The organism is Devosia faecipullorum (genome assembly GCF_015158295.1).
In the GTDB taxonomy this organism is placed as follows: domain Bacteria; phylum Pseudomonadota; class Alphaproteobacteria; order Rhizobiales; family Devosiaceae; genus Devosia; species Devosia faecipullorum.
Genome location: NZ_JACDXV010000002.1, coordinates 515,473 through 541,867 on the forward strand (window position 1 = coordinate 515,473; position 26,395 = coordinate 541,867).

At 64.3% G+C, this 26,395-nt stretch carries 19 protein-coding genes and 2 tRNA genes; 11 read left to right on the plus strand and 10 right to left on the minus strand.

The window, feature by feature from the left end:
* Positions 1-539: 539 nt before the first annotated feature.
* The 4 genes from gltB to H0482_RS08210 all read left to right on the plus strand — a co-directional run bounded on the left by gltB (position 540) and on the right by H0482_RS08210 (position 8,921).
* Positions 540-5,210 (plus strand): glutamate synthase large subunit, encoded by a 4,671-nt coding sequence (gene gltB / locus H0482_RS08195; RefSeq protein ID WP_407925709.1) that lies wholly within the window; start codon positions 540-542, stop codon positions 5,208-5,210.
* A 13-nt stretch (positions 5,211-5,223) separates the two neighbouring features.
* Positions 5,224-6,651, plus strand: a complete 1,428-nt coding sequence (locus H0482_RS08200) for a glutamate synthase subunit beta (RefSeq protein ID WP_193729542.1) — start codon at positions 5,224-5,226, stop codon at positions 6,649-6,651.
* Between the two features lie 115 nt (positions 6,652-6,766).
* Positions 6,767-7,306 carry a hypoxanthine phosphoribosyltransferase gene (gene hpt / locus H0482_RS08205; RefSeq protein WP_193729543.1) on the plus strand — a complete coding sequence of 180 codons (540 nt, stop codon included), beginning with the start codon at positions 6,767-6,769 and terminating at the stop codon, positions 7,304-7,306.
* Between the two features lie 19 nt (positions 7,307-7,325).
* The gene (locus tag H0482_RS08210) at positions 7,326-8,921 is read left to right on the plus strand and encodes an L-aspartate oxidase (protein WP_193729544.1); all 1,596 of its coding nucleotides are present in this window, start codon (positions 7,326-7,328) and stop codon (positions 8,919-8,921) included.
* A 158-nt stretch (positions 8,922-9,079) separates the two neighbouring features.
* On the opposite strand, the gene H0482_RS08215 is transcribed toward H0482_RS08210, so the two are convergent.
* Positions 9,080-9,535, minus strand: coding sequence for an Hsp20 family protein (locus H0482_RS08215; protein ID WP_193729545.1), 456 nt, complete (start codon positions 9,533-9,535; stop codon positions 9,080-9,082).
* Between the two features lie 394 nt (positions 9,536-9,929).
* On the opposite strand from H0482_RS08215, the gene H0482_RS08220 reads away from it, so the two are divergent.
* Positions 9,930-10,904, plus strand: a complete 975-nt coding sequence (locus tag H0482_RS08220; RefSeq protein WP_193729546.1) for an alpha/beta fold hydrolase — start codon at positions 9,930-9,932, stop codon at positions 10,902-10,904.
* On the opposite strand, the gene hisN is transcribed toward H0482_RS08220, so the two are convergent.
* Complete coding sequence (gene hisN / locus H0482_RS08225) at positions 10,885-11,679, minus strand: histidinol-phosphatase (RefSeq protein ID WP_193729547.1); 795 nt, start codon at positions 11,677-11,679, stop codon at positions 10,885-10,887. The genes H0482_RS08220 and hisN overlap by 20 nt on opposite strands.
* Positions 11,680-12,001: 322 nt before the next feature.
* On the minus strand, positions 12,002-12,898 hold the full coding sequence (locus H0482_RS08230) for an N-formylglutamate amidohydrolase (RefSeq protein ID WP_193729548.1): 897 nt from the start codon (positions 12,896-12,898) through the stop codon (positions 12,002-12,004).
* Positions 12,899-13,145: 247 nt separating this feature from the next.
* Between H0482_RS08230 and cpdR the strand changes: the two genes are divergently transcribed.
* From cpdR to H0482_RS08245, 3 genes are all read left to right on the plus strand, one after another.
* Positions 13,146-13,505 carry a cell cycle two-component system response regulator CpdR gene (cpdR, locus tag H0482_RS08235; protein WP_035086991.1) on the plus strand — a complete coding sequence of 120 codons (360 nt, stop codon included), beginning with the start codon at positions 13,146-13,148 and terminating at the stop codon, positions 13,503-13,505.
* Between the two features lie 119 nt (positions 13,506-13,624).
* Positions 13,625-13,699 (plus strand) — tRNA-Val (locus H0482_RS08240).
* Positions 13,700-13,739: 40 nt separating this feature from the next.
* A tRNA-Val gene (locus H0482_RS08245) sits at positions 13,740-13,814 on the plus strand.
* A gap of 82 nt (positions 13,815-13,896) precedes the next feature.
* Here the strand turns inward: H0482_RS08245 and H0482_RS08250 are convergent.
* Together H0482_RS08250 and H0482_RS08255 are read right to left on the minus strand one after the other, a co-directional pair.
* Positions 13,897-14,184 carry a PRC-barrel domain-containing protein gene (locus H0482_RS08250; RefSeq protein ID WP_193729549.1) on the minus strand — a complete coding sequence of 96 codons (288 nt, stop codon included), beginning with the start codon at positions 14,182-14,184 and terminating at the stop codon, positions 13,897-13,899.
* Positions 14,185-14,254: 70 nt separating this feature from the next.
* Entirely contained in the window at positions 14,255-14,869 is a 615-nt protein-coding gene (locus tag H0482_RS08255; RefSeq protein ID WP_193729550.1) for a pyridoxamine 5'-phosphate oxidase family protein, read from the minus strand.
* Positions 14,870-14,959: 90 nt separating this feature from the next.
* On the opposite strand from H0482_RS08255, the gene msrB reads away from it, so the two are divergent.
* Positions 14,960-15,364 carry a peptide-methionine (R)-S-oxide reductase MsrB gene (gene msrB / locus H0482_RS08260; RefSeq protein WP_193729551.1) on the plus strand — a complete coding sequence of 135 codons (405 nt, stop codon included), beginning with the start codon at positions 14,960-14,962 and terminating at the stop codon, positions 15,362-15,364.
* 111 nt (positions 15,365-15,475) lie between these two features.
* Here msrB and hrpB read toward each other — a convergent pair whose 3' ends face one another.
* Complete coding sequence (gene hrpB, locus H0482_RS08265) at positions 15,476-17,923, minus strand: ATP-dependent helicase HrpB (RefSeq protein WP_193729767.1); 2,448 nt, start codon at positions 17,921-17,923, stop codon at positions 15,476-15,478.
* Between the two features lie 157 nt (positions 17,924-18,080).
* Between hrpB and H0482_RS08270 the strand changes: the two genes are divergently transcribed.
* Entirely contained in the window at positions 18,081-18,947 is an 867-nt protein-coding gene (locus H0482_RS08270; protein WP_193729552.1) for an aldose 1-epimerase family protein, read from the plus strand.
* Between the two features lie 2 nt (positions 18,948-18,949).
* Here H0482_RS08270 and H0482_RS08275 read toward each other — a convergent pair whose 3' ends face one another.
* The 3 genes from H0482_RS08275 to H0482_RS08285 form a co-directional block, all read right to left on the minus strand.
* Positions 18,950-20,473, minus strand: a complete 1,524-nt coding sequence (locus H0482_RS08275) for an ATP-binding protein (protein ID WP_193729553.1) — start codon at positions 20,471-20,473, stop codon at positions 18,950-18,952.
* A gap of 252 nt (positions 20,474-20,725) precedes the next feature.
* On the minus strand, positions 20,726-23,272 hold the full coding sequence (locus H0482_RS08280) for an ABC transporter permease (protein ID WP_193729554.1): 2,547 nt from the start codon (positions 23,270-23,272) through the stop codon (positions 20,726-20,728).
* Positions 23,272-23,973 carry an ABC transporter ATP-binding protein gene (locus tag H0482_RS08285; RefSeq protein ID WP_193729555.1) on the minus strand — a complete coding sequence of 234 codons (702 nt, stop codon included), beginning with the start codon at positions 23,971-23,973 and terminating at the stop codon, positions 23,272-23,274. Before H0482_RS08285 ends, H0482_RS08280 begins: the two co-directional genes overlap by 1 nt.
* 282 nt (positions 23,974-24,255) lie before the next feature.
* Here H0482_RS08285 and H0482_RS08290 point away from each other — a divergent pair, with 282 nt between their 5' ends.
* Entirely contained in the window at positions 24,256-24,771 is a 516-nt protein-coding gene (locus H0482_RS08290) for a hypothetical protein (RefSeq protein WP_193729556.1), read from the plus strand.
* 284 nt (positions 24,772-25,055) lie between these two features.
* On the opposite strand, the gene H0482_RS08295 is transcribed toward H0482_RS08290, so the two are convergent.
* Entirely contained in the window at positions 25,056-26,336 is a 1,281-nt protein-coding gene (locus tag H0482_RS08295) for a Gfo/Idh/MocA family oxidoreductase (RefSeq protein WP_193729557.1), read from the minus strand.
* Positions 26,337-26,395 lie beyond the last annotated feature (59 nt).

A 26,395-nucleotide genomic window follows, 5' to 3' on the forward strand; every position in this document is an offset into this window, starting at 1 on the left:
CGCTCGCGCATTGTGCAAAATGGACTAAGCCTTGGGTGTTAAGTCCTATTATTCCTATTATAATTCCAATTTGATCCTATAGATTTTTTCCGCAAGTCCAACTTTGGCGCTTGTTCGTGATTTTGAATTGTGCAAATGTGCCTGTGTTAGGGCAGTATGTCTGTCCTATCTGAGGCGTCGCCCCGCTCTCCGCGGCCAGCGCGCACGCTGGTCCGGCTGGCCCATTCGGCGAGAATGGAAACGGGCAGGCGGGGCTGTAATTGAGCCCGAATTCCGAGCGGCCATTTGGATGCAGTGCCGCTCTCCTGGTTCATGGTCGTGAGTGCTTATCCGGGCCGTACACAAGAGTACGATCGAGGCGGCGGCTCCGACCCTGAGGAAAAGATGCGTCCAGCGGGCCGGCTCCACCGGCAACAACAGGATGCGCGCGCGAATAAGCAATAGCCCGATGACGGGCGATGAACAGATGAGGTTGAGCCATGGCACACGAACGGACCGGACTTTCCGCCGAGACGGAACCTGTCGCCCGCAACAAGTTCATCGCCAGTGGCAAGCGCGCGACAGGCAGGCCGGCGGCGGAGGGGCTTTATGATCCCGCGCATGAGCACGATGCCTGCGGCATCGGCATGATCGCCAATATCAAGAACAGGGCCAGCCACGAAGTGGTCGAGAAGGGCCTCGAAATCCTTGAAAATCTGGAACATCGCGGCGCGGTGGGCGCGGACCCGCTGATGGGCGATGGCGCGGGCATTCTGGTGCAAATCCCCCATGCCTTCTTCAGGGCGGTTCTGCCCTTCGCGCTGCCGGAAAAGCATCATTACGCGGTGGCGATGATCTTTTATCCCAATGAGGCGGGATTGCGGGATCGCTGCGCCGGCATGGTGCGCCATTGTCTCGAGCAGGAAGGTCTGCGCCTATTGGGTGAGCGGGTGGTGCCCACCAATAATGGCGGGCTGAGCCGTGGCGTCATCGACACCCAGCCGATCATCGAGCAGATGATCATTGCAAGGCCGGACGGGCTGACGCTGGACGCGTTCGAGCGCAAGCTGCTCATCGTGCGCAAGGTCATTTCCAATTCGGTCTATGGAAAGGTGCCCGAGAGCGACAGCGACAATGGCTTTTACGTCGTCTCGATGTCGGCACGGACCCTGGTTTACAAGGGCATGTTCCTCGCCGACCAGTTGGGCGCCTTTTATCCCGACCTGCATGACGAGGCTTTCGAAAGCGCCATTGCGCTGGTGCATCAGCGCTTTTCGACCAATACGTTTCCAAGCTGGAAGCTGGCCCATCCCTATCGCATGACCACCCATAATGGTGAAATCAACACCATCAGGGGCAATGTGAACTGGATGGCGGCGCGGCAGGCCTCGGTCTCGTCCCCGCTTTTTGGCGCGGACATCACCAAGATCTGGCCGATCTCCTATGAAGGCCAGTCGGACACGGCCTGTTTCGACAATGCGCTCGAATTTCTGGTGCGCGGCGGCTATTCGCTGCCGCATGCGGCGATGATGCTGATCCCCGAAGCCTGGGCGGGCAATCCGCTGATGGATGAACAGCGCCGCGCCTTTTACGAATATCACGCCGCGCTGATGGAGCCCTGGGACGGCCCTGCCGCCATGAGCCTTTCCGATGGGCGCTACGTGGTGGCGACGCTCGACCGCAACGGCTTGCGGCCCGCCCGCTATCTGGTGACGCGGGAAGGTCATGTGGTTCTGGCCTCGGAATCGGGGGTGCTGGACATTGCCGACGAAGACATTGTCGAGCGCTGGCGGCTGCAACCGGGCAAGATGCTGCTGATCGATCTCGAGGAAGGCCGGATCATCTCCGACGAGGAAATCAAGCAGACGCTGGCCACCAGCAATCCCTATCGGGAATGGCTGGCCCGCACCCAGATCGTGCTCGAAGACCTGCCCGCCGTGCCGCCCAAGGCGCCGGAGCCGACCGATGCGCTGCTCGACCGCTTGCAGGTGTTCGGTTATAGCCAGGAAGACATCAAGCTGCTGATGGCGCCGATGGCCACGACCGGCCAGGAAGCCGTGGGCTCGATGGGCACCGATACGCCGATCTCGGCGCTCTCCAACAAGCCCAAGCTGCTCTACACCTATTTCAAGCAGAACTTCGCGCAGGTGACCAATCCGCCCATCGATCCGATCCGCGAGGAATCGGTGATGAGTCTCGTCTCCTTCATCGGCCCGCGCCCCAATATTTTCGACCTTGCCGGGTCGGCGCGGGAAAAGCGGCTCGAAGTGCGCCAGCCCATCCTCACCAATGAGGATCTGGAGAAGATCCGCGCCATCGGCGATATCGAGGACAATCACTTCAAGACCAGGACCATCGACATCACCTATCCGGCAGCCAATGGCCCGGAGGGGATGGAGGCGGCCATCGACGCCATCTGCCGCGAGGCCGAGGCGGCGGTGCGGGGCGAATATAATATCATCATCCTCTCCGACCGGCTGGTCTCGGTGGAGCGGCTGGATATTCCCACGCTGCTGGCGCTCGCCGCCGTGCATCATCACCTGATCCGCAAGGGGCTGCGCACCTCGACGGGCCTCGTGGTCGAAACCGGGGAAGCGCGCGAAATCCACCACTTCGCCATGCTGGCCGGTTATGGCGCCGAAGCGATCAATCCCTATCTCGCCTTCGAGGCGTTGCAGGCGCTGCATGCCGAGGGCAATTATCCCGAGGAAGTCTCGGGCGATGAAGTGGTCTATCGCTACATCAAGAGCGTCGGCAAGGGCCTGCTCAAGGTCATGTCCAAGATGGGCATTTCCACATACCAATCCTATTGCGGCGCGCAAATCTTCGACGCGGTCGGGCTCAATTCTGCATTCGTGAAGACGTATTTCTTCGGCACCGCCACCTCGATCGAAGGCGTGGGCCTCAGTGAAATCGCCGAGGAAACCGTGCGCCGCCATGCCGATGCCTTCGGCGACGACGCGGTGCTCAAGAAGGCGCTCGATGTGGGGGGCGAATATGCCTATCGCGTACGGGGCGAAAAGCATGCCTGGTCGCCCGATCTCGTCGCCGATCTCCAGCATGCGGTGCGCACTGCCGAGGAAGCGCCCGGCATCGCGCAGGAGCGCTATGACAGCTATGCCAGGCGCGCCAATTCCGGCGAGAACGGCTATATGGCCATCCGCCACCTGTTCGACATCCGCCCGCTCGGGCCCGCCATCGGCATCGACGCGGTGGAGCCGGCGGCCCAGATCGTGCGCCGTTTCGTTACCGGGGCGATGAGCTTCGGCTCGATTTCCCGCGAGGCGCATACGACGCTGGCCATGGCCATGAACCGGATCGGCGGCAAGTCCAATACCGGGGAGGGGGGCGAGGAGCCCGATCGCTACAAGAGGCTGGCCGATGGATCGGTCAATCCGCTGCGCAGCGCCATCAAGCAGGTGGCCTCGGGCCGCTTCGGCGTCACCGCCGAATATCTGGTCAATGCCGACCAGATCCAGATCAAGGTGGCGCAGGGCGCCAAGCCGGGCGAAGGCGGGCAATTGCCCGGCCACAAGGTGGACTGGATCGTCGCCAAGACGCGCCATTCGACGCCGGGCGTGGGGCTGATCTCGCCGCCGCCGCATCACGACATCTATTCCATCGAAGATCTGGCGCAGCTGATCTACGACCTCAAGAACGTCAATGAAGCGGCGAGCATTTCGGTCAAGCTGGTCTCCGAGGTGGGGGTCGGCACGGTCGCGGCGGGCGTCGCCAAGGCGCGCGCCGACCATATCGTGGTCTCCGGCTTCGATGGCGGCACCGGCGCGTCGCCCCTGACCTCGCTCAAGCATGCGGGCGGGCCATGGGAAATCGGCCTTGCCGAAACCCATCAGACGCTGGTGCTGAACCGGCTGCGCTCCCGCGTGGTGCTCCAGGTCGATGGCGGCCTCAAGACCGGGCGCGACGTGTTGATCGGGGCGCTGCTGGGGGCCGATGAATTCGGCTTTTCCACCGCGCCGCTGATCGCGGCGGGCTGTATCATGATGCGCAAGTGCCACCTCAATACCTGCCCGGTCGGCGTCGCCACGCAGGACCCGGTCTTGCGCAAGCGCTTCAAGGGCACGCCCGAGCATGTGATCAATTTCTTCTTCTACGTGGCCGAGGAATTGCGCGGGCTGATGGCGGGGTTGGGCGCGCGCCAGCTCAACGAGCTGATCGGGCGTTCCGATCTCTTCGACCAGCGCCGGGCCGATGATCACTGGAAGAGCCATGGCATCGATCTGTCGCGCCTGTTCCACAAGCCCGAGCCGGTCGAGGGCGATAGCCTCCATAATTCCGAAAGCCAGAACCATCACCTCGAAGCGGTGCTCGACCGCAGGCTGATCGAACTGGCGCGCCCGGCGCTCGAAAACGGCCAGCCTGTGCAGATCGAAATGCCGATCCGCAGCCGCGACCGTTCGGCTGGCGCCATGCTTTCGGGGGCCGTGGCCAGGGCATATGGCCATGAGGGGCTGCCCGAGGACACGATCTCGATCACCATGCGCGGTACGGCCGGACAGGCCTTTGGCGCATTCCTCGCCCGGGGCATCGCCATCGACATGATCGGGGATGCCAATGATTATGTCGGCAAGGGGCTATCGGGGGGGCGCATCGTGGTGCGTCCGTCGGAAACGGTGTCGTTCGATCCGAGCCGGGCAATCATCGTGGGCAATACGGTGCTCTATGGCGCGACCGAGGGCGAAGCCTATTTCCGTGGCGTCGCCGGCGAACGCTTCGCGGTGCGCAATTCGGGCGCCATCGCGGTGGTCGAGGGCACGGGCGACCATGGTTGCGAATATATGACCGGCGGGCTTGTCGTCGTCATCGGGCCGACCGGGCGCAATTTCGCGGCGGGCATGAGCGGCGGCGTCGCCTATGTGCTGGACGAGGACGGCAGTTTCCGCTCGCGCTGCAATCTCGCCATGGTCGATCTGGAGCCGGTGCAGGAAGAAGAAGACCTGATGCGTGAACTCCACCATCACGGTGGCGATCTCGAATGGCATGGGCGGGTCGATATTTCCGGCGACATGACCAAGCATGACGACGAGCGGCTGCACCAGCTGATCTCCAATCATCTCCATTATACCGGCTCGGCCAAGGCCAGACAGATTTTGGAGAACTGGAGCCAGATGCGGCCGAAATTCGTCAAGGTCATGCCGGTCGAATATCGCCGCGCCATTCTCGAAATGGAAAAGCACCGCACTTCGGGCGCGGCTGTGGCGGCTGAGTAAGGGAGAGAGCGAAATGGGTAAGGTAACAGGCTTTCTCGAAATCGACCGCGAGGAGGCGCGCTATGAGCCGGCTTCCGACCGCGTGCGCCATTTCGGCGAGTTCACCATTCCGCTGTCGGAAGCGCGGGTGGTCGACCAGGCCGCGCGTTGCATGGATTGCGGCGTGCCGTTCTGCCATGGCGACACTGGCTGCCCGGTGCATAACCAGATCCCGGACTGGAACGACCTCGTCTATAATGGCGATTGGGAAGAGGCGGCGCGCAATCTGCACTCGACCAACAATTTCCCCGAATTCACCGGGCGCATCTGCCCCGCTCCCTGCGAGGAAGCCTGCACGCTCAATCTCGAAGACGTGCCGGTGGCGATCAAGACGGTGGAACAGGCCATTGCCGACAAGGCGATCCGCGCCGGATGGATCAGGCCGCAAGTGCCCGCCAGAAAGACCGGCAGGCGCGTCGCCATTGTGGGGTCGGGCCCGGCCGGACTGGCCGCCGCCCAGCAATTGGCGCGGGCCGGGCACGACGTGCATGTCTATGAGCGCGAGCCCAAAGCGGGCGGGCTGCTGCGCTACGGCATTCCCGACTTCAAGATGGAAAAAGAGCATATCGATTTCCGTGTCGGGCAGATGGAAGCCGAAGGCGTCAGTTTTCATTATGGCGTCAATGTCGGCGTCACCACCCCGCTGTCCGATCTTCGGCGTGACCATGACGCGGTGTTGCTTTGCGGCGGGGCGGAAAAGCCGCGCGATGTCGCGGTGGACGGCAAGCATTTCGCCGGCGTCCACTTCGCCATGCCCTTTCTCGTGCAGCAGAACCGCCGCGTCGGCGGGGAGGATGTCTCGGACCAGTTCCAGCTTTCCGCCGCCGGCAAGCATGTCGTCGTGGTGGGGGGCGGGGACACCGCTTCGGACTGTGTCGGCACCAGCTTCCGCCAGGGCGCCATCGCGGTGAGCCAGCTCGATGTGCGCCCCATGCCGCCCGAGCTGGAGAACAAGCTGACCAATTGGCCCAATTGGGCGGTCAAGATGCGCACCTCCTCCTCGCAGGCGGAAGGCGCCATACGCGAATTTTCCGCCGGGACAATGAAAATCCTCGGCAGTGCACGGGGCGAGGTCATTGGCGTCGAATGCGCCCGCGTCGACCGCAGGCGCCAGCCGATTGCGGGCAGCGAATTCGTCATCAAGGCCGATCTCGTGCTGTTCGCCATCGGCTTTGCCGGGCCGGTTCAGGAGGGAATGCTGAGCGAACTGGGCGCCGATTACGACAAGCGCGGCAATCTCTTCGCCGATACGCTGGGCTATCGGACCTCGGTGGACAAGGTCTATGCCGCCGGCGACATGCGGCGCGGCCAGTCGCTTGTCGTCTGGGCCATCCGCGAAGGCAGGCAGGCCGCCAGGGCCATCGATCTCGACCTGATGGGACGAACGGATCTGGCGAGATAGAAGGAAACCATCGCAAACGTCATGGCCCGGCTTGTCCGGGACATCCAGGAATGCTTGAACAGCGCTGGATCACCCGGATAAGCCGGGTGATGACGCCCATTGAGAGGTCTTTCGCGTGACTCAGAAGCCCTATGTCGTCGATCAGCTGATTTCCGCCAAGGCCGTCGCCGCCCGGGTCGAGGCGCTGGCGGCCGAGATCACCGAAACCTTCAAGGATACCGACAAGCTGGTGGTGGTGGGCCTGTTGCGCGGCTCCTTCATCTTCATCGCCGATCTGGTGCGCGAGATCGATTTGCCGCTGGAAGTGGATTTCCTCGAAGCCTCCTCCTATGGCGATGCCATGGAATCGAGCCGGGAAGTGCGCATTCTCAAGGATTTGCGCGGTGAGATTGCCGGGCGCGACGTGCTGGTGGTGGAAGACATCATCGATACCGGCCATACGCTTAAACATGTGCTGGAAATCCTCGAAACCCGCCATCCCCGCCGCATGGAAGTGTGCGCCCTGCTCAACAAGCCCTCGCGCCGCGAGGCCGATGTGAAAGCGCGCTGGATCGGCTTCGATATTCCTGACGAATTTGTCGTCGGCTATGGCATCGATTATGCCCAGCGCAATCGCAACCTGCCCCATATCGGCAAGGTGCGGTTCACCGAATAGAACGGCGCGGGGAGGATCGATGACCGCATTCGACAATACGCTTTATGCCGATGGCGCGCTGATTGTCGGGGCGGGGCTGGCAGGATTGTTCACCGCCCTCAAGCTGGCGCCGCGTCCGGTGACGGTGCTGTCGCCCAAGCCGCTGGGGCTGGGCGCATCCTCGGCCTGGGCGCAGGGGGGTGTCGCGGCGGCGATGGGGGAGGGCGATTCCTCCCATGCCCATGCCCAGGACACCGAAATGGCCGGGGCGGGCATTGTCGATCACGGCATTGCCGAAAGCGTTACCGCCGAGGCGGTGGCCCGTATCGAAGACCTGGCGCGCTGGGGCACGCCTTTCGACCGCGACGATTTCGGCAATTTCGAGCTGGGGCGGGAAGCGGCGCATTCGGCCAATCGCATCGTCAAGGTCGAGGGCGACCGGGCCGGCGCGGCCATCATGCAGGCCATCATCGCTCAGGTGCGCAAGACGGCCTCCATTCGCGTGGTGGAAGGCATTACCGCGCTCAGTCTGGCCCGCGACAATGGCCGCGTGGTCGGCGTCTATTGCCGGCGTCTGGGGGACCGCTATTCCGAACCGGTCTTCATCCGCGCCCGCGCCACGGTGCTGGCGGCGGGCGGGCTGGGCGGGCTTTATGCGGTGACCACCAATCCGCCCGGCGTGCGCGGCCACGCCATGGGCATGGCGGCACGGGCGGGAGCGCTTATCGCCGATCCCGAATTCGTGCAATTCCATCCCACCGCCATTCTCACCCAGGCCGACCCCGCGCCTTTGGCCACCGAAGCGCTGCGCGGGGAAGGCGCGATCCTCATCAACGATCTGGGCGAGCGCTTCATGCCCGCCATCCATGTCGATGCCGAACTGGCGCCGCGCGACATCGTGGCGAGGGCCAATTTCCGCCAGATCCAGGTGGGGCGGCGGGTGTTCCTCGATACCAGGCAGGCGCTGGGGCGCGATATCCTCACCCGCTTCCCCACGGTTTCGAAATATTGCCTCGATGCGGGGATCGACCCGGTCAGCGCGCCGATCCCGGTCACCCCGGCGGCGCATTTCCATATGGGCGGGGTCAAGGTCAACGATTATGGCCGCTCCTCGCTTCCCGGCTTGTGGGTGTGCGGGGAAGCCTCATGCACCGGCCTGCACGGGGCCAATCGCCTCGCCTCCAATTCGCTGCTGGAAGCGGTGGTCTATGGGGCGCGGATCGCCGAGGATATTGGCGGGCTCGAACCGGCCCGCGACCTCGCCCCGTTCAAGGGCATCGAATGGGACGAGGCGGAAGGCAATCGCGCCGAAGACGTGCTGCGCAATACCGTGGCGGTGCAGCAATTGCGCCGGGTGATGACCGACCTGGTCGGGGTGGAGCGCGATGCCGAAGGATTGCAGCAGGCGCTGCGCCAGATCGCCCATCTCGAAGCCCATGCCGAGCAGGTCACCACCGCCTATCTCAACATGACCACGTCGGCGACACTGGTCGCAGCGGCGGCGCTCCGGCGGACGGAAAGCCGGGGCGGCCATTTCCGCAGGGATTACCCCGAGCCCAGCCCGGACTGGGAACATCACACCGAAATGAGCCTGGACGAGGCGCTGGCGATCCGGGAGGGCGCGAAGGCCTACTGAACTGGATTGCCCGGACGAGCCGGGCAATGACGAAGGAGCGGGCGGCAAGTCTGACGCGAACACGAAAAAACGGCGCGGTCCTTGCGGGCTGCGCCGTTTTTGTTTGATTGGAGGGCAGGAGCGCCGGCTAGCGGGCGCTCCTTTGGTGGTCTCGCCGCTTAGTTGACGGACTTGTCCTCGATGGCCGCGCTGCCGCCATTGATCTGGATGGTGCGCGCCTTCTTGCTTTCGGGCAATTCGCGCTTCAATTCCAGATGCAGCAGGCCGTTCTCGAGATTGGCGCCGGTGACCTCGACATAATCGGCAAGCTGGAAGCGCAGCTCGAAAGCGCGCTCGGCAATGCCACGATGGAGGAATTCGCGCTTGCCGTCGCCATTGTCGGCGGGGCGGGCGCCCTTGACCACAAGGCTGTTCTCCTTGGTCTCGACGGCGATGTCGCCATTGGAGAAGCCGGCCACGGCGATGGAGATTCGATAGGCATCATCGCCGGTGCGCTCGATATTGTAGGGCGGGTAGGATTTGGCCTCCTGACCGACCAGGGAATCGAGGCGGTTGAACACGCGGTCGAAACCGACGGTGGAACGGTAGAAGGGGGAAAAATCATAGGTCTGCATTGGTCACATTCTCCTTGAGCAACGTGTGGTCCGGCTCCGGCCCGAAATGCCCCCGAATGCGGCGAGCATGGCTTGTGGGTGGAGCCAACATCCCCGGCTGAACCGGCGGACCACACAGAGATAGGTGCCCCGTTTCGGGGTTCAAGAGGGGTGGTTTCGATGAATTGAAAATGAACGGAACGCTCCGATTTCGTTCAGCGGCAGGGCTCTAGAAAGGAGCATGTGAACAGGCCGGAACGCTCCGGATCCAAGGTTCACCTTGCCTGAAGGCTCCTTCATCCGCCCCCCGCAGGGAGCCCCGGGCACGGCAAAGCCAGCGACCTCAGGGTTGCTGGCTTTTCTTTTTGCCGCTGCCCGATATTGTCGCGGTCAGCACATTTTTTCGAGGCCGAGCGTGAACGCCCAAGTCGATCCCAATGGACCCAGACTGACTTCCATCGCCACCAATCCGGTGCCCGAAGGGGCGCGGGTGGGCTATTTCACCACCTCGGACCGGGTGCGGCTGCGCTATGCGCTCTGGCCCAAGGGCAAGGGCGCGCCCCGGGGCACGATCTGCCTCGTGCAGGGGCGCACCGAATATATCGAGAAATATTTCGAGACCATCGAGGATTTCCGCCAGCGCGGCTTTGCGGTCGCCACATTCGACTGGCGCGGGCAGGGCGGTTCCGACCGGCTGATCGGCAACAAAACCCTCGGCTATGTCGATCACTTCGACGATTACTGGACCGATCTGCGCTGTTTTCACGCCGATATCCTGCTGCCCGATTGCCCGGGGCCGTTCTATCTGGTGGGCCATTCCATGGGCGGGCTGGCCAGCCTTTATGCGGCGAGCCGCGACCGGATGATGTTCGACCGGGTATTTCTCTCCGCGCCCATGGTGAGCCTGCATGGCATGGAGGAGAGCCTCAAAAACTGGGCGCTGTTCGCCGAAACGCTGAGTTTTGTAGGGCTCGGACGGGTGCCGATGGCGCGGCGCGGCGACAGACGACCGGACGAGGCGATGTATCCGGACAATCCGCTGACCTCCGACATGCTGCGCTATAAGCGCATGGTGGATACGATCCGCGCCGATGACGGGCTTTATCTCGGCTCGCCCACCTTCCGCTGGCTTGCCGCCGCGATGCGCGCCATGGTGGAGGCGGGCAAGGACGGTTTCCCCGGCGGGATCAAGATCCCGCTGCTGATGCTGGCGGCGGCGAATGACCGTATCGTTTCGACCTCAACGATCGAGCAATTGGGCCTGCGCCTGCGCACCGGGCGGCATGTGGTGATCCCCGGGGCGCGGCACGAAATGTTCATGGAGACCGACGTCATTCGCGGCCAGGTTCTGGCCGCGTTCGACGCCTTCATCACCGAACAGAGCCGATGAGTTCGAGCGCCTTGTCGAGCAATTCGCGGCTGGCGGCGGCGACGACATTGCCGCCCCCGGTCGGTTCGGACCCGTCCCAGCAGGCAATGGCCCCGCCGGCCTCGCGGATGATGGGGACCAGAGCGGCGATGTCATAGGTGTTGAGCGCCGGCTCGATGACCAGATCGGCATGGCCGGCGGCGAGCAGGGCATAGCCGTAGCAATCCATGCCGAAGCGTTGCAGGCGCGTCGCCGCCTCGATGGCCTCCCATTTGCCCCAATGCTCGCCCCGGAACAGGTTGGGCGTGGTGGTGAAGACCCTGGCGGCGGCGAGATCGGTCTGGCCGCTGGTGCGATTGGCCTGCATGCTGGCGCCGCGCCGATAGGTGGAGCGTCCGGGGCTGGCGAGGAAATCCTCACCGACAAAGGGCTGGCTCATCAGCCCGGCCACGGCGATTCCATCCACGGCAAAGCCGATCAAAGTGCCCCAGACCGGCGCGCCGGAAATGAAGGCGCGGGTGCCATCGACCGGATCGATGATCCAGCTATAGCGGCCCTCGCCCGTCGTGCCCCATTCCTCCCCGATAATGGCGTGATCGGGAAATGCCTCGGCGATGACGGCGCGGATCGCCGATTCGGCGCCCCTGTCAGCCTCGGTCACCGGGTCGAAACCGGCATCGAGCTTGTTGTCGATGGCGAGCGGGGTGCGGAACAGCGGCAAGGTCCGCTCCGCCGCGGCGTGCGCCGCCGCCAGCAGCACATGTTCCACCTGTGCAAAGTCGATTGTCGTGGGCATGGAAGAATTATGTCCTGGGCTGGAAGCAAGGCATTCGTTGAAAAGCGCTTATAGGGCCATTGCGCCCAATTATGCCAAAAAAATCACATAGAATGTGGATCGCGACCGGCCAGCGCGCTGATTCCTTTTTGCAACAAATGAGCGTGAACTGCTGTGCATCGCGCCCTTGTTGCTTGTGGGTCCGGGCAAATCGGTTCATCCCAAAAGGGCATGGTGAGCGCCGGATGAGCGGCAGAGGCCCCGCGCCCGGCGAACATCGTTCCTCCCTTGACTGGGGCCGTCTTTGGGGGCGGCCTTTTTTTTGGCCGATCCTGCCGGTGGTCTATTCGGCGGCGGCGCGGTCGATGCGCGCGCCATGGCTGGCCAGGGCGAGCAGATCGATGCCGATCAGGGTCTGGATCAGCCGGTCGAGCAGCGCCTTGACGGCGTCGAAGCCGGCATTTTTCTCCAGTGTCACCTCGTTCATGTAGAGATGGCGGCTGATTTCGATTTGCAGGGCGTGAACCCCATGCTGGGGCCGGCCATAGGTGCGGGTGCAGAAGCCGCCGGCATAGGGCCGGTTGCGCGCCACCCGCAGGCCGGCAGCGGTGAACACGGTTTCCACCAGATCGACCAGCGGGGTGGCGCAGGTGGTGCCATAGCGGTCGCCCAGGACGATGTCGGGCGCGGCGCGCTCGCCGTGGCGGCCGACGCGCGGCATCGAATGGCAGTCGATCAATACGGCAAGGCCAAACCCACCCAGCGATTCGCCCAGGAGCTTTTGCAGGGCAGCGTGATAGGGATGATAGATGCCCTCGATGCGCATGCGCGCGTCATCAAGGCTGAGCCGTTCGCGATAGATCGGCTTGTTCTCGGCCACCACGCGGGCCAGTGTGCCGAGGCCCGCCGCCACCCGGGGCGAGCTGGTATTGAACCGATCCGAGAGCGGTTCGCTGAACATGGTGGGATCCAGCTCCCAGGGCTCGCGATTGACGTCGAGATAGGCGCGCGGGAAATGCGCCCGGAGCAGGGGCGCGCCCAGATGCGGGGCGCGGGAAAACAGATCATCGACAAAGGCGTCTTCGGACTGGCGGATCGAGAGATGATCGAGCCGGGTCATGGCCATGAAGCGCGCGGGATAGATGCGCCCGGAATGGGGCGAGTTGAACACGATCGGCGCGAGGACGCGCCGTGGCCTGATCGTCTCGAAGGCGGGTTGATCCCAATAGTCGGACCGCACGTCCTCTCCCCCGGTCGGGCAGCCGCTGGCCGCTGGTGATTTGCCTGAATTGACAATGTGAAGCGAAGGCGGGCGCTTGTCCAGTTGCTTGCCGGATTCTTGCCGGTTTCGTTCCGCGCGAAGTTTGTCGGTAAAAAAAGGGGAGATCGCCGCCGATCGTGCACCAGGTGTTGCGAAAGTCCGTATCTGGCTTAAACATCGCGGGCGGAGGCGACTCACCCGCCTTCCCGAATTCAAGGATTTATCGATGAAGCGAATCCTGCTCGCTGAAGACGACAACGATATGCGCCAGTTCCTGACGCGCGCGCTCAAGAATGCCGGCTATGAGGTTGTGTCGTTCGACAACGGGCTTTCGGCCTATGAGCGGCTGCGCGAAGAGCCGTTCTCGCTGCTGCTCAGCGATATCGTGATGCCGGAAATGGACGGGATCGAGCTGGCCCGGCGGGCCACCGAACTGGACCCCGACCTCAAGGTCATGTTCATCACCGGCTTTGCGGCAGTGGCGCTCAACCCGGACAGCGACGCGCCCAAGGATGCCTCGGTGCTGTCCAAACCCTTCCATCTCAAGGATCTGGTGAGCGAGGTGGAGCGCCTGCTTGCCGCCTGAGGAGAGGAACACTTTCCACATGCATGCAGGAAGTTCGATTTGACCACTTGACCCCCGAGCGGGTTTCATGGTCTATCCGCGCCACCGGAACTGCTCAGGCAATTCCGGCCCGGAGAGATGGGCGTATAGCTCAGCGGGAGAGCACTACGTTGACATCGTAGGGGTCACAAGTTCGATCCTTGTTACGCCCACCATCTCTTTCCGGCCGCCTTCCCCAGTGGATAAAGGCGGAGTGGGAGTATAGCTCAGCGGGAGAGCATTCGCTTCACACGCGAAGGGTCACAAGTTCAATCCTTGTTACTCCCACCATTTTTCTTCAAATTCCGATCTTTGCAGGCTGAGGCCCGCAACCAGAAAAAACCCGGCTTCGCGCCGGGTTTTCTGTTTTGGGTCAGTGATGGTGCTCGGGCATTTCCTTGAGCTGGTCCTTGGTCCAGCCGGTCAGTGCATGCACGCTGCCATGCTCATCGCGCATGAATTGCAGGTCGCTCAGCGGCACCGCGACCGGCTTGGCGCCGAGACCGAGAAACCCGCCGACATCGATGATCACCGAATCAAGGCCGTGAACGTGATCGATCTTGCCGATCTTGTGATCGTCGGCGCCATAAATGGTCGCGCCTTCAAGAATGGAGGGGGTGAGTTCAGCCTGCGTCAGGCGCATGTGGTTGGCATGGTCCATTGTAGAATTCCTTATGGTTGGACAAGGTCAACCAGAAAGGGCGCCAAGCGTTTCCTCACAAGCGTTCAACTCACCACATCGTCTGTTTGGCGCGCTCCGGCCAGGCTGTGTCATAGCTGGTCCCGCCGACCTGATCCTCGGTCATGGCGGCGAGGATGCTGCCGGGGCTGGGCAGGGTCGCGGGATCAACGTGCCGCTCGGGATTCCACAGCTCGGAACGGATGATGGCGCGGGCGCACTGGAAATAGAGTTCCTCGATCTCGAGCACGATGACCGAGCGGGGCGCCTTGTCCTCGACGGCGAAACTTTCGAGAAGTTCGGGATCGATGCTGAGATGGGCAAGGCCATTGGCGCGCATGGTGGTGCCTGAGCCGGGAATGAGGAACAGGAAGGCGCAGCGTGGATCGCGCACGATATTGCGCAGGCTGTCGATGCGGTTATTGCCGCGCCGGTCCGGCATCATCAGGGTCTTGTCGTCATGGATGCGCACGAAGCCGGGCCGGTCGCCGCGCGGGGAGCAATCGATGCCTTCGGGGCCTATGGTGGCCAGCGCGGCAAAGGGGCTGGCCTCGATCAAGCGCCGGTAATGCGGGGTCATGGCATGGGCGATCTTGGCGGTGGCCGCGGCGGCGGGGGCCGGCAGATAGAGCGCTTCCAGCTGGGCTAGGGAGGTGATGCGGGTCATGGCAGGCTTTTGTGAAACCTCGGTGCTGGGAATGGAACCATTGAGAGCCTATATCTAGCGCAGATAACACATCGACAAAGGATTGACGCCATGGACGCCCATGCCTTTCCCGTGACCCGCAGCGAAGCGGAATGGCGCCAAAAATTGACGCCGGAGCAATATAGAATCATGCGCGAGCATGGCACCGAGCAGCCGGGGAGCTGCGCGCTGTTGCATGAACATCGGCAGGGAACATTTGCCTGCGCCGGCTGCGACAGCCCGCTATTCGCCTCGACGCTGAAATTCGAGAGCGGCACCGGCTGGCCCAGCTTTAACGATCCAATCCCCGGCTCGGTGGAAACCCATAGCGACCGCTCCTTCGGCATGGTGCGCACGGAAGTGCATTGCGCCACCTGCGGTTCTCATCTCGGGCATGTCTTTCCCGATGGTCCGCCGCCAACCGGGCTGCGCTATTGCATCAACGGGGTGGCGCTGAATTTTAGCCCCAAGGGGTGAAGGCCGCCATCAGCGGGCGTGTCCCGGTGATGTAGCCGAGACGTGGCGGGCGTTGGGAGATGGATTGCCCGGATGAACCGGGCAATGACGGTGGAGGGGAGCGTGCCAGGCTCAAGTCCCTCTCGGCTTGGCCCGATTGGTGGCGCTGGCGGCGATGGGATCGTCGGGCCAGGGGTGGCGGGGATAGCGGCCCTTGAGATCCTTGACCACATCCTTCCAGGAGCCGCGCCAGAAGCCGGGCAGGTCGCGCGTGGTCTGGATGGGGCGATGCGCCGGCGAGAGCAGGACGAGCAGGAGCGGAATGCGGCCATTGGCGATGGCAGGGTGGCGGTCCAGGCCGAACAATTCCTGCACCCGGATTTCGAGGGACGGGCCGTTTTCCGCCGCATAGTCGATGGGCAGATGGCTGCCTGACGGCGCGTGGAAATGGCTCGGCAGGAGCTTTTCGATCTCCTGTTTTCTGGCCCAGGGCAGGAGAAAGTCGAGCGCCATGCCGAGATGGTCGGCGCCGATGGCGGCGAGGCGGGTTTCCCCCAAAAGATGCGGCGCCAGCCATGCGGAATCTTCGGCAAGGGCCGCATCGGAGAGGTCGGGCCAGTCGGGGCCCAGGCTCTGGCGGAGAAAGCTGGCGCGGGCGCGCAAGGCCTTCTGCTCCTTGTTCCAGGGCAGGGTTTCGGGGCGCTTGAGCGCGGCTTCGGCCAGAAGTGTGGCGGCTTTTTCGAGATCGGTGACTTGAGCGGTGTCATCGCTGAGGCGCAGGGCGTCAAGCCGGCGCTGGCGGCGGGCGCGTACCGCATTGATGGCCGGGTCGAAGGCGAGGCTGGTTTCGCTGTTGATATGGGCGGCAAACAGGATTTCGAGTTCACCCAGGGTCAAAGCCGCGGCGGAGCGGATCCGCGCCTGGCCGGCGCTGCCGGTCAGATCGGCGACGGTGATAAAAGGCGCGCCGGCCAGGGCATGGGTCTCTTCCAATTGCGCCTGCCTTCCATTGGCGAGGCGGAAGCGGCCACGCGCGCCGGTCCCCTGGGCGACGCGGTCGGGAAAGGCGCGGGCCAGATGATAGCCGGAGGAGAGGCCGGCCCCGGATGCGCCCCCAGCCAGTTTCGCCCAGCGCTGGGCGAGATTGCGGGCCTCTTCGGCGCGTTTGGAGCGGTCGAGGCGGAAGCGTTCGAGGCGGCGGCCCAGATCGATGTCGTCGCCGCCCAGTCCGCGCTCGCCGATAAGCACGGCCAGTTCGGCGGCAGTGACGGCATCGCCGTCTTCGGCTCCCGCCAGCACCATATGGGCTAGGCGGGGATGCAGCGGCAGGCGCGACAGCGCCTTGCCGGCCGGCGTCAGGCTTCCCGCCGCGTCGATGGCGTCGAGCCGGGTGAGGAGGGCTTTCGCCTCGGCCCAGGCGGGGGCGGGCGGCGCATCGAGAAAAGCCAGCGCCTTGGGATCGCTGACGCCCCAGGCGGCCAGGTCAAGCATCAGCCCGGAAAGGTCGGCAGCAAGGATTTCGGGGGTCTCGAAGGGCGCAAGGGCGGCGCTCTGCCCCTCGTTCCAGAGGCGGATGCAAATGCCCGGCTGAGTGCGCCCGGCCCGGCCCCGGCGCTGATCGGCCCCCGCGCGCGACACGCGGGCGGTGGCGAGAGTGGTGAGCCCGGTGGCCGGCTCATAGACGGGAATGCGCCGGAAGCCGGAATCCACGACGATGCATATGCCCTCGATGGTGAGCGAGGTTTCGGCGATGGAGGTGGCGAGGACGATCTTGCGGCGACCCAGGGCAGCGGGCTGGATGGCGCGGTCCTGTTCGGCCGGGCTCAATTGCCCATAGAGCGGGGCGAGGTCGATATTGGCGGGCAGCTTGTCGCGCAGCCGCTCGGCGGTGCGGATGATTTCGCCCTGACCGGGCAGGAAGACCAGCGCCGAGCCCTCATGCTCGCGCATTGCCCGAAGCGTCGCAATGGCGACCTGATCTTCGAGGCGGACCAGCGGATCGGGTTCGGCATGAAAAGTTTCGACCGGGAAAGTGCGGCCGGGACTGTCGATGACCGGGGCCTGGTCGAGCAGGGCGGCGACGCTGGCCCCGTCGATAGTGGCGGACATGACCAGGATGCGCAGATCGGGGCGCAAGGCGCGGGCATCGAGCGTGAGGGCGAGGCCGAGATCAGCATCGAGGCTGCGCTCGTGAAATTCATCGAACAGCACGGCGGCGACGCCCGCAAGTTCGGGATCGTCGAGGATCATGCGGGTGAAGACGCCTTCGGTGACGACTTCGATGCGGGTCCGGGCCGAAACCTTGGTTTCCATGCGGACGCGATAGCCCACCGTTTGCCCGACCGCTTCGCCAAGCAGTTTCGCCATTTGCCTTGCGGCAGCGCGGGCGGCGAGGCGGCGGGGCTCCAGCACTATGATGCGGCCATCGCCCCGCCATGTTGCATCGAGCAGGGCCAGCGGCACGCGCGTGGTCTTGCCGGCGCCCGGCTGGGCCACCAGCACGGCGCTGGTGCCTCGGGCCAGGGCATCGGCCAGCGCCGGCAGGACGGCATCGATGGGCAAGGGCGGCATGAAAGGCATGGTGAGGCGATAGCCTGCCTTGAGGGAAAGCCGCAAGGCCAATGCGGAGGGAGACGAAATTCAGACCCTGTTCACCGCTGGCGTACTCTGCGGTTCTCAGCCGGTGTGCTAACCGCTAAGCTCTTGGCATTCATGGACCGAAAGCCCGGAGAGGCGCATGCAACTGACCCGCATCGGCAATGGCGAGATCAATGTGGATGTGGCCGCGCTCGGGGCTGAAATGCAGTCGATCCAGACACGCGACGGCCGCCATTGGATGTGGCATGGTGATGCCAGCTTCTGGACTGGGCGGTCGCCGATCCTGTTTCCCATGGTGGGGCGGGCGCCCAATGACAGCGTCACCATAAATGGCAGGCGCTACCAGATGAGCCAGCACGGCTTTGCCCGGCGCAGCAATTTCGCGCTCGTGGTGGAGGAATCGGATCGCTGCGTCTATCGGCTGGAGGCTTCGGAAGCCAGCCGGGCCATGTATCCGTTCAATTTCCGCCTCGATGTCGAGCACCGGGTCGAAGGGCGCGCGGTCACGGTGACGGCGGAAGTCACCAATATGGACGACAAGGTCATGCCCTATGGCATCGGCTTTCATCCAGCATTCGCCTGGCCGCTGCCGGGGAGCGGCACCGCGCCGCACTGGATCATTCTCGACAATGGTGCGGAGCCGGCACGGCACGCCCTGTCCGGTGGCCTGGTGCAGCCCGAGGGGCACCCGTCCCCGTTCCGGAACGGCGAACTGGTGCTCGACCAGAGCCTTTTTGCCGATGACGCCATGGTGTTTCCCACCGGGGCGGGGGAAGGATTGCGCTATGGTCCCAAGAGCGGTCCGGCGATCCGCTTTAGCTGGGACAACCTGCCCAATCTGGCGCTCTGGAGCAAGCCGGGGGCACGTTTCATTTGCATCGAGCCCTGGCGGGGCACGGCGGCGCAGGTCGGGGGTTCCGACGATCTGGCCTCGCGGCCCTATTCTGAACTGCTGGGGCCCGGCGCGACGGCGCGCTACAGCTTCACGGCGGAGTTGCAGGGATAGGCCTATTCGGCCGCGCCGCGTTCGTCGCTGAGCGCGTCGGGGCCATTGGGGTCGCCGGGGGCGGTTTCGACACCGAGATCGGGGAAGGCGACGATGCGTGCTCCGCGGAAATCGGTGCGCAGGACGATGAGGCCGCGTTCCTCGAACCAGGTGAGGAGCCGCCGGGCGCGGCTGGAGGAATGGGTGCCGTAAAGCCGGGCCAGAGTGGCGTCGGATGGGCAGGGGGCGGCGGCCAGCGCTGCCTGCGCGATGACGAGGAACACGCCCTGGACGTCATCGGTCAGGGTTTCGGAGAGGGCCAGGGCCTGCTGCCAGCCGTCGGAGGCAATGGTTTCGGCGTCAGGGGCGACGCGGGCCACGGCCAGAAGCCGCTTGAAGGCGGGCAGAGCCGGCGGTTCGCCCGGCACCCGGCGGATGCGGCAGCGCACCAGGAAATCCTGATAGAGCACGGCATGGGTGCGGAAACCGGCATCGGGATCGCTCAGCAATTCGGCCATGACAGATTGGATCTGCGCCTCGCGCTCGGCCTCGTCGATCTCGGGGAATAGCGAGGCCGGCTCCTCGGGCGCTTCAGCCCGTGCCCGGGCGCGGGCCTCGGCGACCTGGGCCAGAAGCTCATTGGTCGAGGGTGGCGGCGGCGGAGCCGAACGCCGCATGATGGGGCGGCTAAGCTCTTCTGGATCCTGGGTAAAAATCAGATCGGCGGCATCGACAGGAGCATCGGGCAGCGGTGTCAGCTTGGGACTGGTGGAGCGGGCCGAGGTTTCGACCGGCCCGATGGTGACGGGCAGGGGGCGGCGGGAAATGGCCGGGCCGAGGGCAACGAAATGGCCGCGCGCCAGGTCGCGGAATTGCTCGGCCTGACGGCGATCCATGCCCAGAAGATCGGCGGCGCGGGCCATGTCGATGTCAAGAAAAGTGCGGCCCATCAGGAAGTTAGAGGCTTCGGCGGCGACGTTCTTGGCCAGTTTGGCGAGGCGCTGGGTGGCGATGACACCAGCAAGGCCCCTTTTGCGGCCCCGGCACATGAGGTTGGTCATGGCTCCGAGGGATAATTTGCGTGCTTCATCAGAGACTTCGCCGGCGGCGGCGGGGGCGAAGAGCTGGGCTTCATCGACGACGACGAGGACGGGATACCAGTAATCGCGGTCGGCGTCGAAGAGGCCGCCCAGGAAGGCGGCGGCGGCGCGCATCTGCTGCTCGACATCGAGCCCTTCGAGATTGAGCACCACCGAGACCCGGTGCTGGCGGACGCGGGCGGCGATGCGGGTCAATTCGTTTTCGGTGCGGGCGGCGTCGACCACCAGATGGCCGTAACGGTCTGACAGCGTTACGAAATCGCCCTCGGGGTCGATGACGCATTGCTGCACCCAGGGCGCGGATTGTTCCAATAGACGGCGCAAAAGATGGGATTTGCCGGACCCGGAATTGCCCTGCACCAGAAGGCGCGTGGCCAGCAATTCCTCAAGGTCCATGTGGGCGGCGCCGGTTCCCCGGCTCTCTCCCATATCGATGGCGACCTGCATTGCTACTCCAGCGGGACGCGTTCACATCCTTAGGGCAGAAGCGAACGCACAGCGACTAAAACTCCGCCCCTGTTAGCACGAGGACCGACCGATTCGGCCAATTTGCTAACGCATTGCTCACATTTGCGTCCGGCATAATCGGAACTGGCCGATCCGGGTGGTTCATGCGCCGGTCGGCGGCGATGGATTGCCCGGACCAGCCGGGCAATGACGATAGAGGGATAAATCCCGGCAGGCGTTTCAAGGCACGCCCTACAGGTCGCGCAGCAGCCGGGCGGGGCGCGAAGAGGCGGCGCGCAGGATGGTCATGGCGCCGAGCAGGGCAGTGATGAGGATGGCGACGGCGAGGACCAGAGCGATGACATCGGGCCGGTAGGTGAACTCGACTTCGAGCAGCAGCATGGAGACGAAGCGGCCAATGCCCAACCCGATGATCAGGGCAGGGATGGCGGCGAAGAAAGCCAGCAGGCCATATTGCAGGCAGGCGGTGGCGATCAGCTCGAACCTTGTGGCGCCCAGCACCTTGGTGATGATGGCGTCGGCCTCGCGCTGGCGGCGTCCGGTAGCGAGCGAGCCGATGAGCACCAGCAGGCCATTGCCCACGGCAAGACCGCCGACCAGAACGGCGGCAAAGGAGAGCTGGCTCAGCGCGTCGGTCACCTGCTTGAGCGTATCGCCCACCGAGACGAAACGGATGTCGGGCAATTCGCTGGCAAGCAGGCGGGTGACGTTTTCCTCCTGGCCGGGTGCGGCGGTGACGGCGGCAAACAGCGTCGTCGGATAAGCGTCGAGCACGCCGGGGGAGAAGGTGGCGAGAAAGTCGATGCCGCCCTGCCAGGAATAGTCGCGGAAGCTGGCAATGGTCACGGTGACTGCTTCGCCGAAGATGGAGAAGGTGAGGCTGTCGCCCAGATCGACGCCGAGACCGTTGCGCAGGCTCTGATGGAGGCTGACGAGGCCGGGGCCGGAATAATCGGGGGGCCACCATTGGCCCGCGGTGACGCGAGAGGAGGCGGGCAGCAGGGTGCGGAAGGTCAGCGGCACGTCTCCGGAAAGGAGGAAGGTAGCTTCCGGCCCCCTTGTGCGCAGGTTTTCCGCCGCAGTACCGGCGACATTGACCAGCGACCCGCGCAGCATGGGGGTCGAGACGAAGCGGGTCATGCCATGGCCGGCAGTGGCCAGGGCGGTCAGATCCTCGACTTCATCGGGAAAGAGGTCGGAGCCCACCAGGGTCGGCGCATCGAAGGCGGAGGCGCCGAGGAATTCCTGTTGCAGATTGGCCTGCATGACCAGAACGACGATGAGCATGCTCAGCGCCATGCCCGCCGAGACCACGATGGCGGCGGCATTCTGCCCGGCAGCGGCGATATTGCGCAGGGCATGGCGGATGATGCGCGGCCCCGCTTCGGGCAGGTGCGCGAGCCCGGCCTGCACCAGGCGGATGAAAACCTGGAACAGGATGGCCGCGACGGCGCTGGCAAGGCCGAAGCCGGCGACCAAAGCCGCGTCCCCGGTCATCAGCCAGGCGAGGAGGAAGAAGGCGATGACGGCAGCCAGCAGCGGCGCGATCTGCCAGGAGAGCAGCAGCGCGCGCCAATCGACCGGCGGCGCATCGAGCCCCTTGGCGCGGAAGAGCAGGACCGGGCGGATGGTCTGGGCCTGTTGCAGGGGCAGATAGGCGAAGGTGAAGGCGGTGACCAGCCCGGTTCCGGCAGCGATCAGCAAGGGCTGGAGGTGAATGGCGGGGGCCAGCGGAATGCCGACGGCCGAGCCGATGGAGGGGATGATGAGATAGGCGACGGAGCCGCCGATGAGCAGGCCGATGCCGACGCCGACCAAAGCGAGGGCGGCCACCTGGGCAAAGAAATGGATGAAGACGCGGCCACGCCCCGCGCCCATGGAGCGCATGACGGCGATGATGCCGGAGCGTTCGGAGATATAGGCGCGCATGCCGGTCCATACGGATACGCCGCCGATCAGCAACGAGCCGAGCCCGACAATGACGAGGAAGCGCATGAACAGATCATAATAGCGCACCATCTGGCCCAGCCCGTCGCGGGCGGAGCGGATGGACCAGCCTTTGTCGCCGAAGGTCTCGGCGGCGGCGGCGAGGCCGGTTTCGAGATCGGCGCCATCGAGGCTGATCTTGTAGCGATACCAGGTGCCCAGGCCCGGCAGGGGCGAGGAGCGGTCGCTGACCACGGCAAAGCCATCGGCGGTGATGAGCACCGGCAGGCCGAGGCGGAAACCGCGCACCGGAGCGTCGGGCAATTTGCCCAGCGTGCCGCGCACCGAAAAGGTGGTGCCGCCCAGCCCGAACGTGTCGCCGACGCCAATGCCGAGCTGATCGAGCATGACGGCATCGACCAGGGCGCCGGGATTGCCATCCTCTTCGGCGAGGAAAGCGGTGATATCCGCGCCCGCCGGTAATTGCGGGCTCGAAACCTGGCCGAACAGCGGATAGAGCGGCCCGACGGCGCTGACATCGGCAAAGGCCTCGCCGTCCCAGGTCTCGGCGCGCAGATTGGTGTCGATGGTGTTGACCACGCGGCCCAGACGCTGCATGGCGGCGAATTCATCCGCATCGGCAAGACGGTCGGCGCGCGAGAGTTCGAGGTCGCCGCCCATGATTTCGGCGGCGCCGCTCTCGATGGCCCGGGTGATGCTGGCGCCTACCGAATTGACCCCGGCGATCAGGGCGGTGCCGACGGCAAGGCAGGTGACGAGCAAGAGAAAGCGGCGCAGATCGCCGCGCATGTCGAGCAGGCCGATGCGGATGGCGGGCCAGAGCTTGGGCATTAGCGGGCCACCGGCGTTTCGGTCAATTCGCCCTGCATCATGGTGAAGACCCGGTCGGCGCGGGCGGCCAGGGCCGGATCATGGGTGATCAGCACCACGGCGGTCTTGTGGCTGCGGGCGAGATCGAACATCAGATCGACGACCACGGCCCCGGTCTTCTGGTCGAGATTGCCGGTGGGCTCGTCGGCCAGCAGCAGGGGCGGATTGGCCACACTGGCGCGGGCGAGGCCGACGCGCTGCTGCTCGCCCCCCGAGAGGGCCGAGGGCCGATGATGGAGCCGCCCTTCGAGCCCCACGGCGGCGAGCGCCGCGCCGGCCTTTTCGCGGATCTCGGCCATGGAGAGGTCCGGTTCGGCGATTTCGAGCGCGAGGCCGACATTGTCGAGCGCGGTGAGGGAGGGAATGAGATGAAAGCTCTGGAAGACGATGCCCAAAGTGTGGCGGCGGAAGCGGGCCAGTTCGTCCTCGTTCATGGCGCCCAGGTCGCTGCCCTTGACCAGAACCGTGCCGCCGGTGGCCTTTTCGAGTCCCGCCAGCAACATGAGCAGCGAGGTCTTGCCGCTGCCCGAGGGGCCGACAATGGCCACGACTTCTGAAGGGGCGACGCGCAGGGAGACATTGCGCAGGATATGGAGCGGACGGCCGGCGATTTCGAGCGTGTAATCGACGTTGCGAGCGTCGATGATTGCCGCCTCGGACATGAGATGTTTCCCCTTTTCCCCCCGGCGCCATCGTTTCCGCAGAAACGAATCGGCGCGCGCTCCATGTTGCCGTATCGCACTCCCCTGAAAAGGGGTTATTTGTGCTTCGGCTTGCTGGCATAAGTCCTTTGGAGCCGAGAATATTTCGTCATATTGAAGTTTTTTATCAATCAGTGCCGCCAAATCGTAACAAAGCCGTCAACGGCGCAATATTCCCACTGGTCTAGACCGGTCCGGGCTGGCACAGATTGAACAATATCGAGCCCGAGGGGGGAGTGGAACGTGAAGATCTGGTTGCGGGCGTTTGTTGCATGTCTGGCTTTGCAGATGGCGGCAATAGCGCCGGCCGTGGCGCAGGGTGAAATCGCGCTGCTCGAATCCTATATCGGCGACTGGCGCGGCGACAGCGCCCTGGTGGGCGTGGACAAGCACGAACCCTTCCGCTGCCGGCTGGGCGTGTCCAAGGGCAATCTGGGCCGCATCAATTATACCGGGCGCTGCACCCTGGTGAACGCGACGCTCTCGATCAGCGGCACCATCGCCTTCAACGAAAGCGCCCGCCAGTTCGAGGCGGTGATGAGCACCAATGCCGGCTATACCGGGCTGGCCGTGGGCCGCACCGCGGGCGACAGGATCAGTTTCGATCTGCGCGAAAAGCAGAAGGACCGGGCCGGTGGCGATGTGCGCATCGGCGCGCGGATTCTGCTCGTGGGCAATAACAGCATCACCGTGGATTTCGAGGTGGAATTCAACGATTCGGGTGAAGTGCTGACCGCTTCGGTGCCGTTCAGCAGGTAAGGCTTCTGATAGCGGCGCTGGAATTTCCGGACCCAACCTCCCCCTGAAGAAGGGGGAGGGACAGCAGGGGCCGAAGCCTCGGCTGGCGTTGAAGCTGAGTTTTCCCGAAAGCTCGGCTGCCGATTGTTGCCGTTCCATCGTCATTGCCGGGCCCATGGGTCGCTTCGCGCCCGACGATAATCTTGTCCGGTAATCCAGGGGCGGTGGGGCCGGTGCGTGGACCACCGGGACAGGCCCGGCGGTAACGAAAAAGCGGAGAATTCTGGGGCGTCGAGGGGCGATCCCTAAAGCCGCACCAATCCTTTTACATCCACAGGCAATCCGGTGGCGAAGCTCTTGTTGGCGGCGATGCCGGTGAGGATGGAGAGCGCGCCGTCGCGGTGATCGGCGCCATAACCGGGGCGGGGCGTGGCATCGCCGAAGATTTCCTCGAGCATGATCTTGTCGCCGCCGCCATGGCCGCCTTCGCCATGCTGGACCGGCACGACGCGCGGCTCGCCATGGAGCGGGAAGTGGTAGAGCTTCACCCCCTTGGCCGCGCCCTCGGTTTCCGCGCCGGCGCCGGCATTGATGTAGGAATTTTCGTGCACGGTGAGTTCGAGCCGCCCGCCGGTGCCGTTGATGGCGACGTTGAAGCCCTCCCAGGGCGCATAGGCGTAAAGAGAATAGGTCATCACCGCCTTGTTGGCGTAGCGGACCATGACATTCATCGTATCCTCGATGGAAATGCCGTCACCGAAGACGTTCTGGTCGCGCTGATAGCCGTCTTCCTGCTCGGCGTCCCAGTAAAGGCCCTTCTGCACCGGCGTTGCGGTGAGGTCGATGGCGAAGGGATCGTCCTTGGCGGCCGCGATGCCGGTGGTGCGGGTATAGGGGGTGAAGACGCCGCGTTCCTCGGCATTGGCCCGGCCATAGAATTTGAGGTCGCCCATGGCAAAGACCGTGTCGGGCCTGGTGCCGAGCCAGAAATTGACCAGATCGAAATGGTGGGTGGATTTGTGCACCATGAGCCCGCCGGAATTGGCTTTGTCGCGGTGCCAGCGGCGGAAGTAATCGGCGCCGTGGCGGGTATCGAGCAGCCATTCGAAATGTACCGAGGTGACAGTGCCGATGGCGCCTGAGGCGATCAGTTCGCGCAGGGCGGAATTGTGCGGGGCATAGCGGTAATTGAAGGTGACGCGCACCTTGCGGCCGGTGCGTTCGACGGCGTCGAGAATGGCCTGACACTTTTCCGGATCGGTGGTCATCGGCTTTTCGGTGATGACGTCGCAGCCCGCTTCGAGAGCAGCGATGATGTAATGGTGATGGGTGCGGTCGATCGAGGTGACGATGATGGTGTCGGGCTTGTGTTCGGCCAGCATTTTCTGGAAATCGCCGGCCTTGTAGGTGGGGAGCGGCTGGCCGGACAATTCCTCCACGATCACCTTGTTGGTGAAGTCCATGCGCACCTGATTGGTGTCGCAAAGCGCGACGAGACGGGATTGGTCGCGATGCGGACCCAGGATCGCCTCATAGAACATGCGTGCGCGACCGCCGGTTCCCACGAGGGCGTAGGTCTTGGTCATTCGATCATCTCCGGTCTCGATTTCATGGCTTGCCGCATCAGGGGGCGGCGCTGATCCGG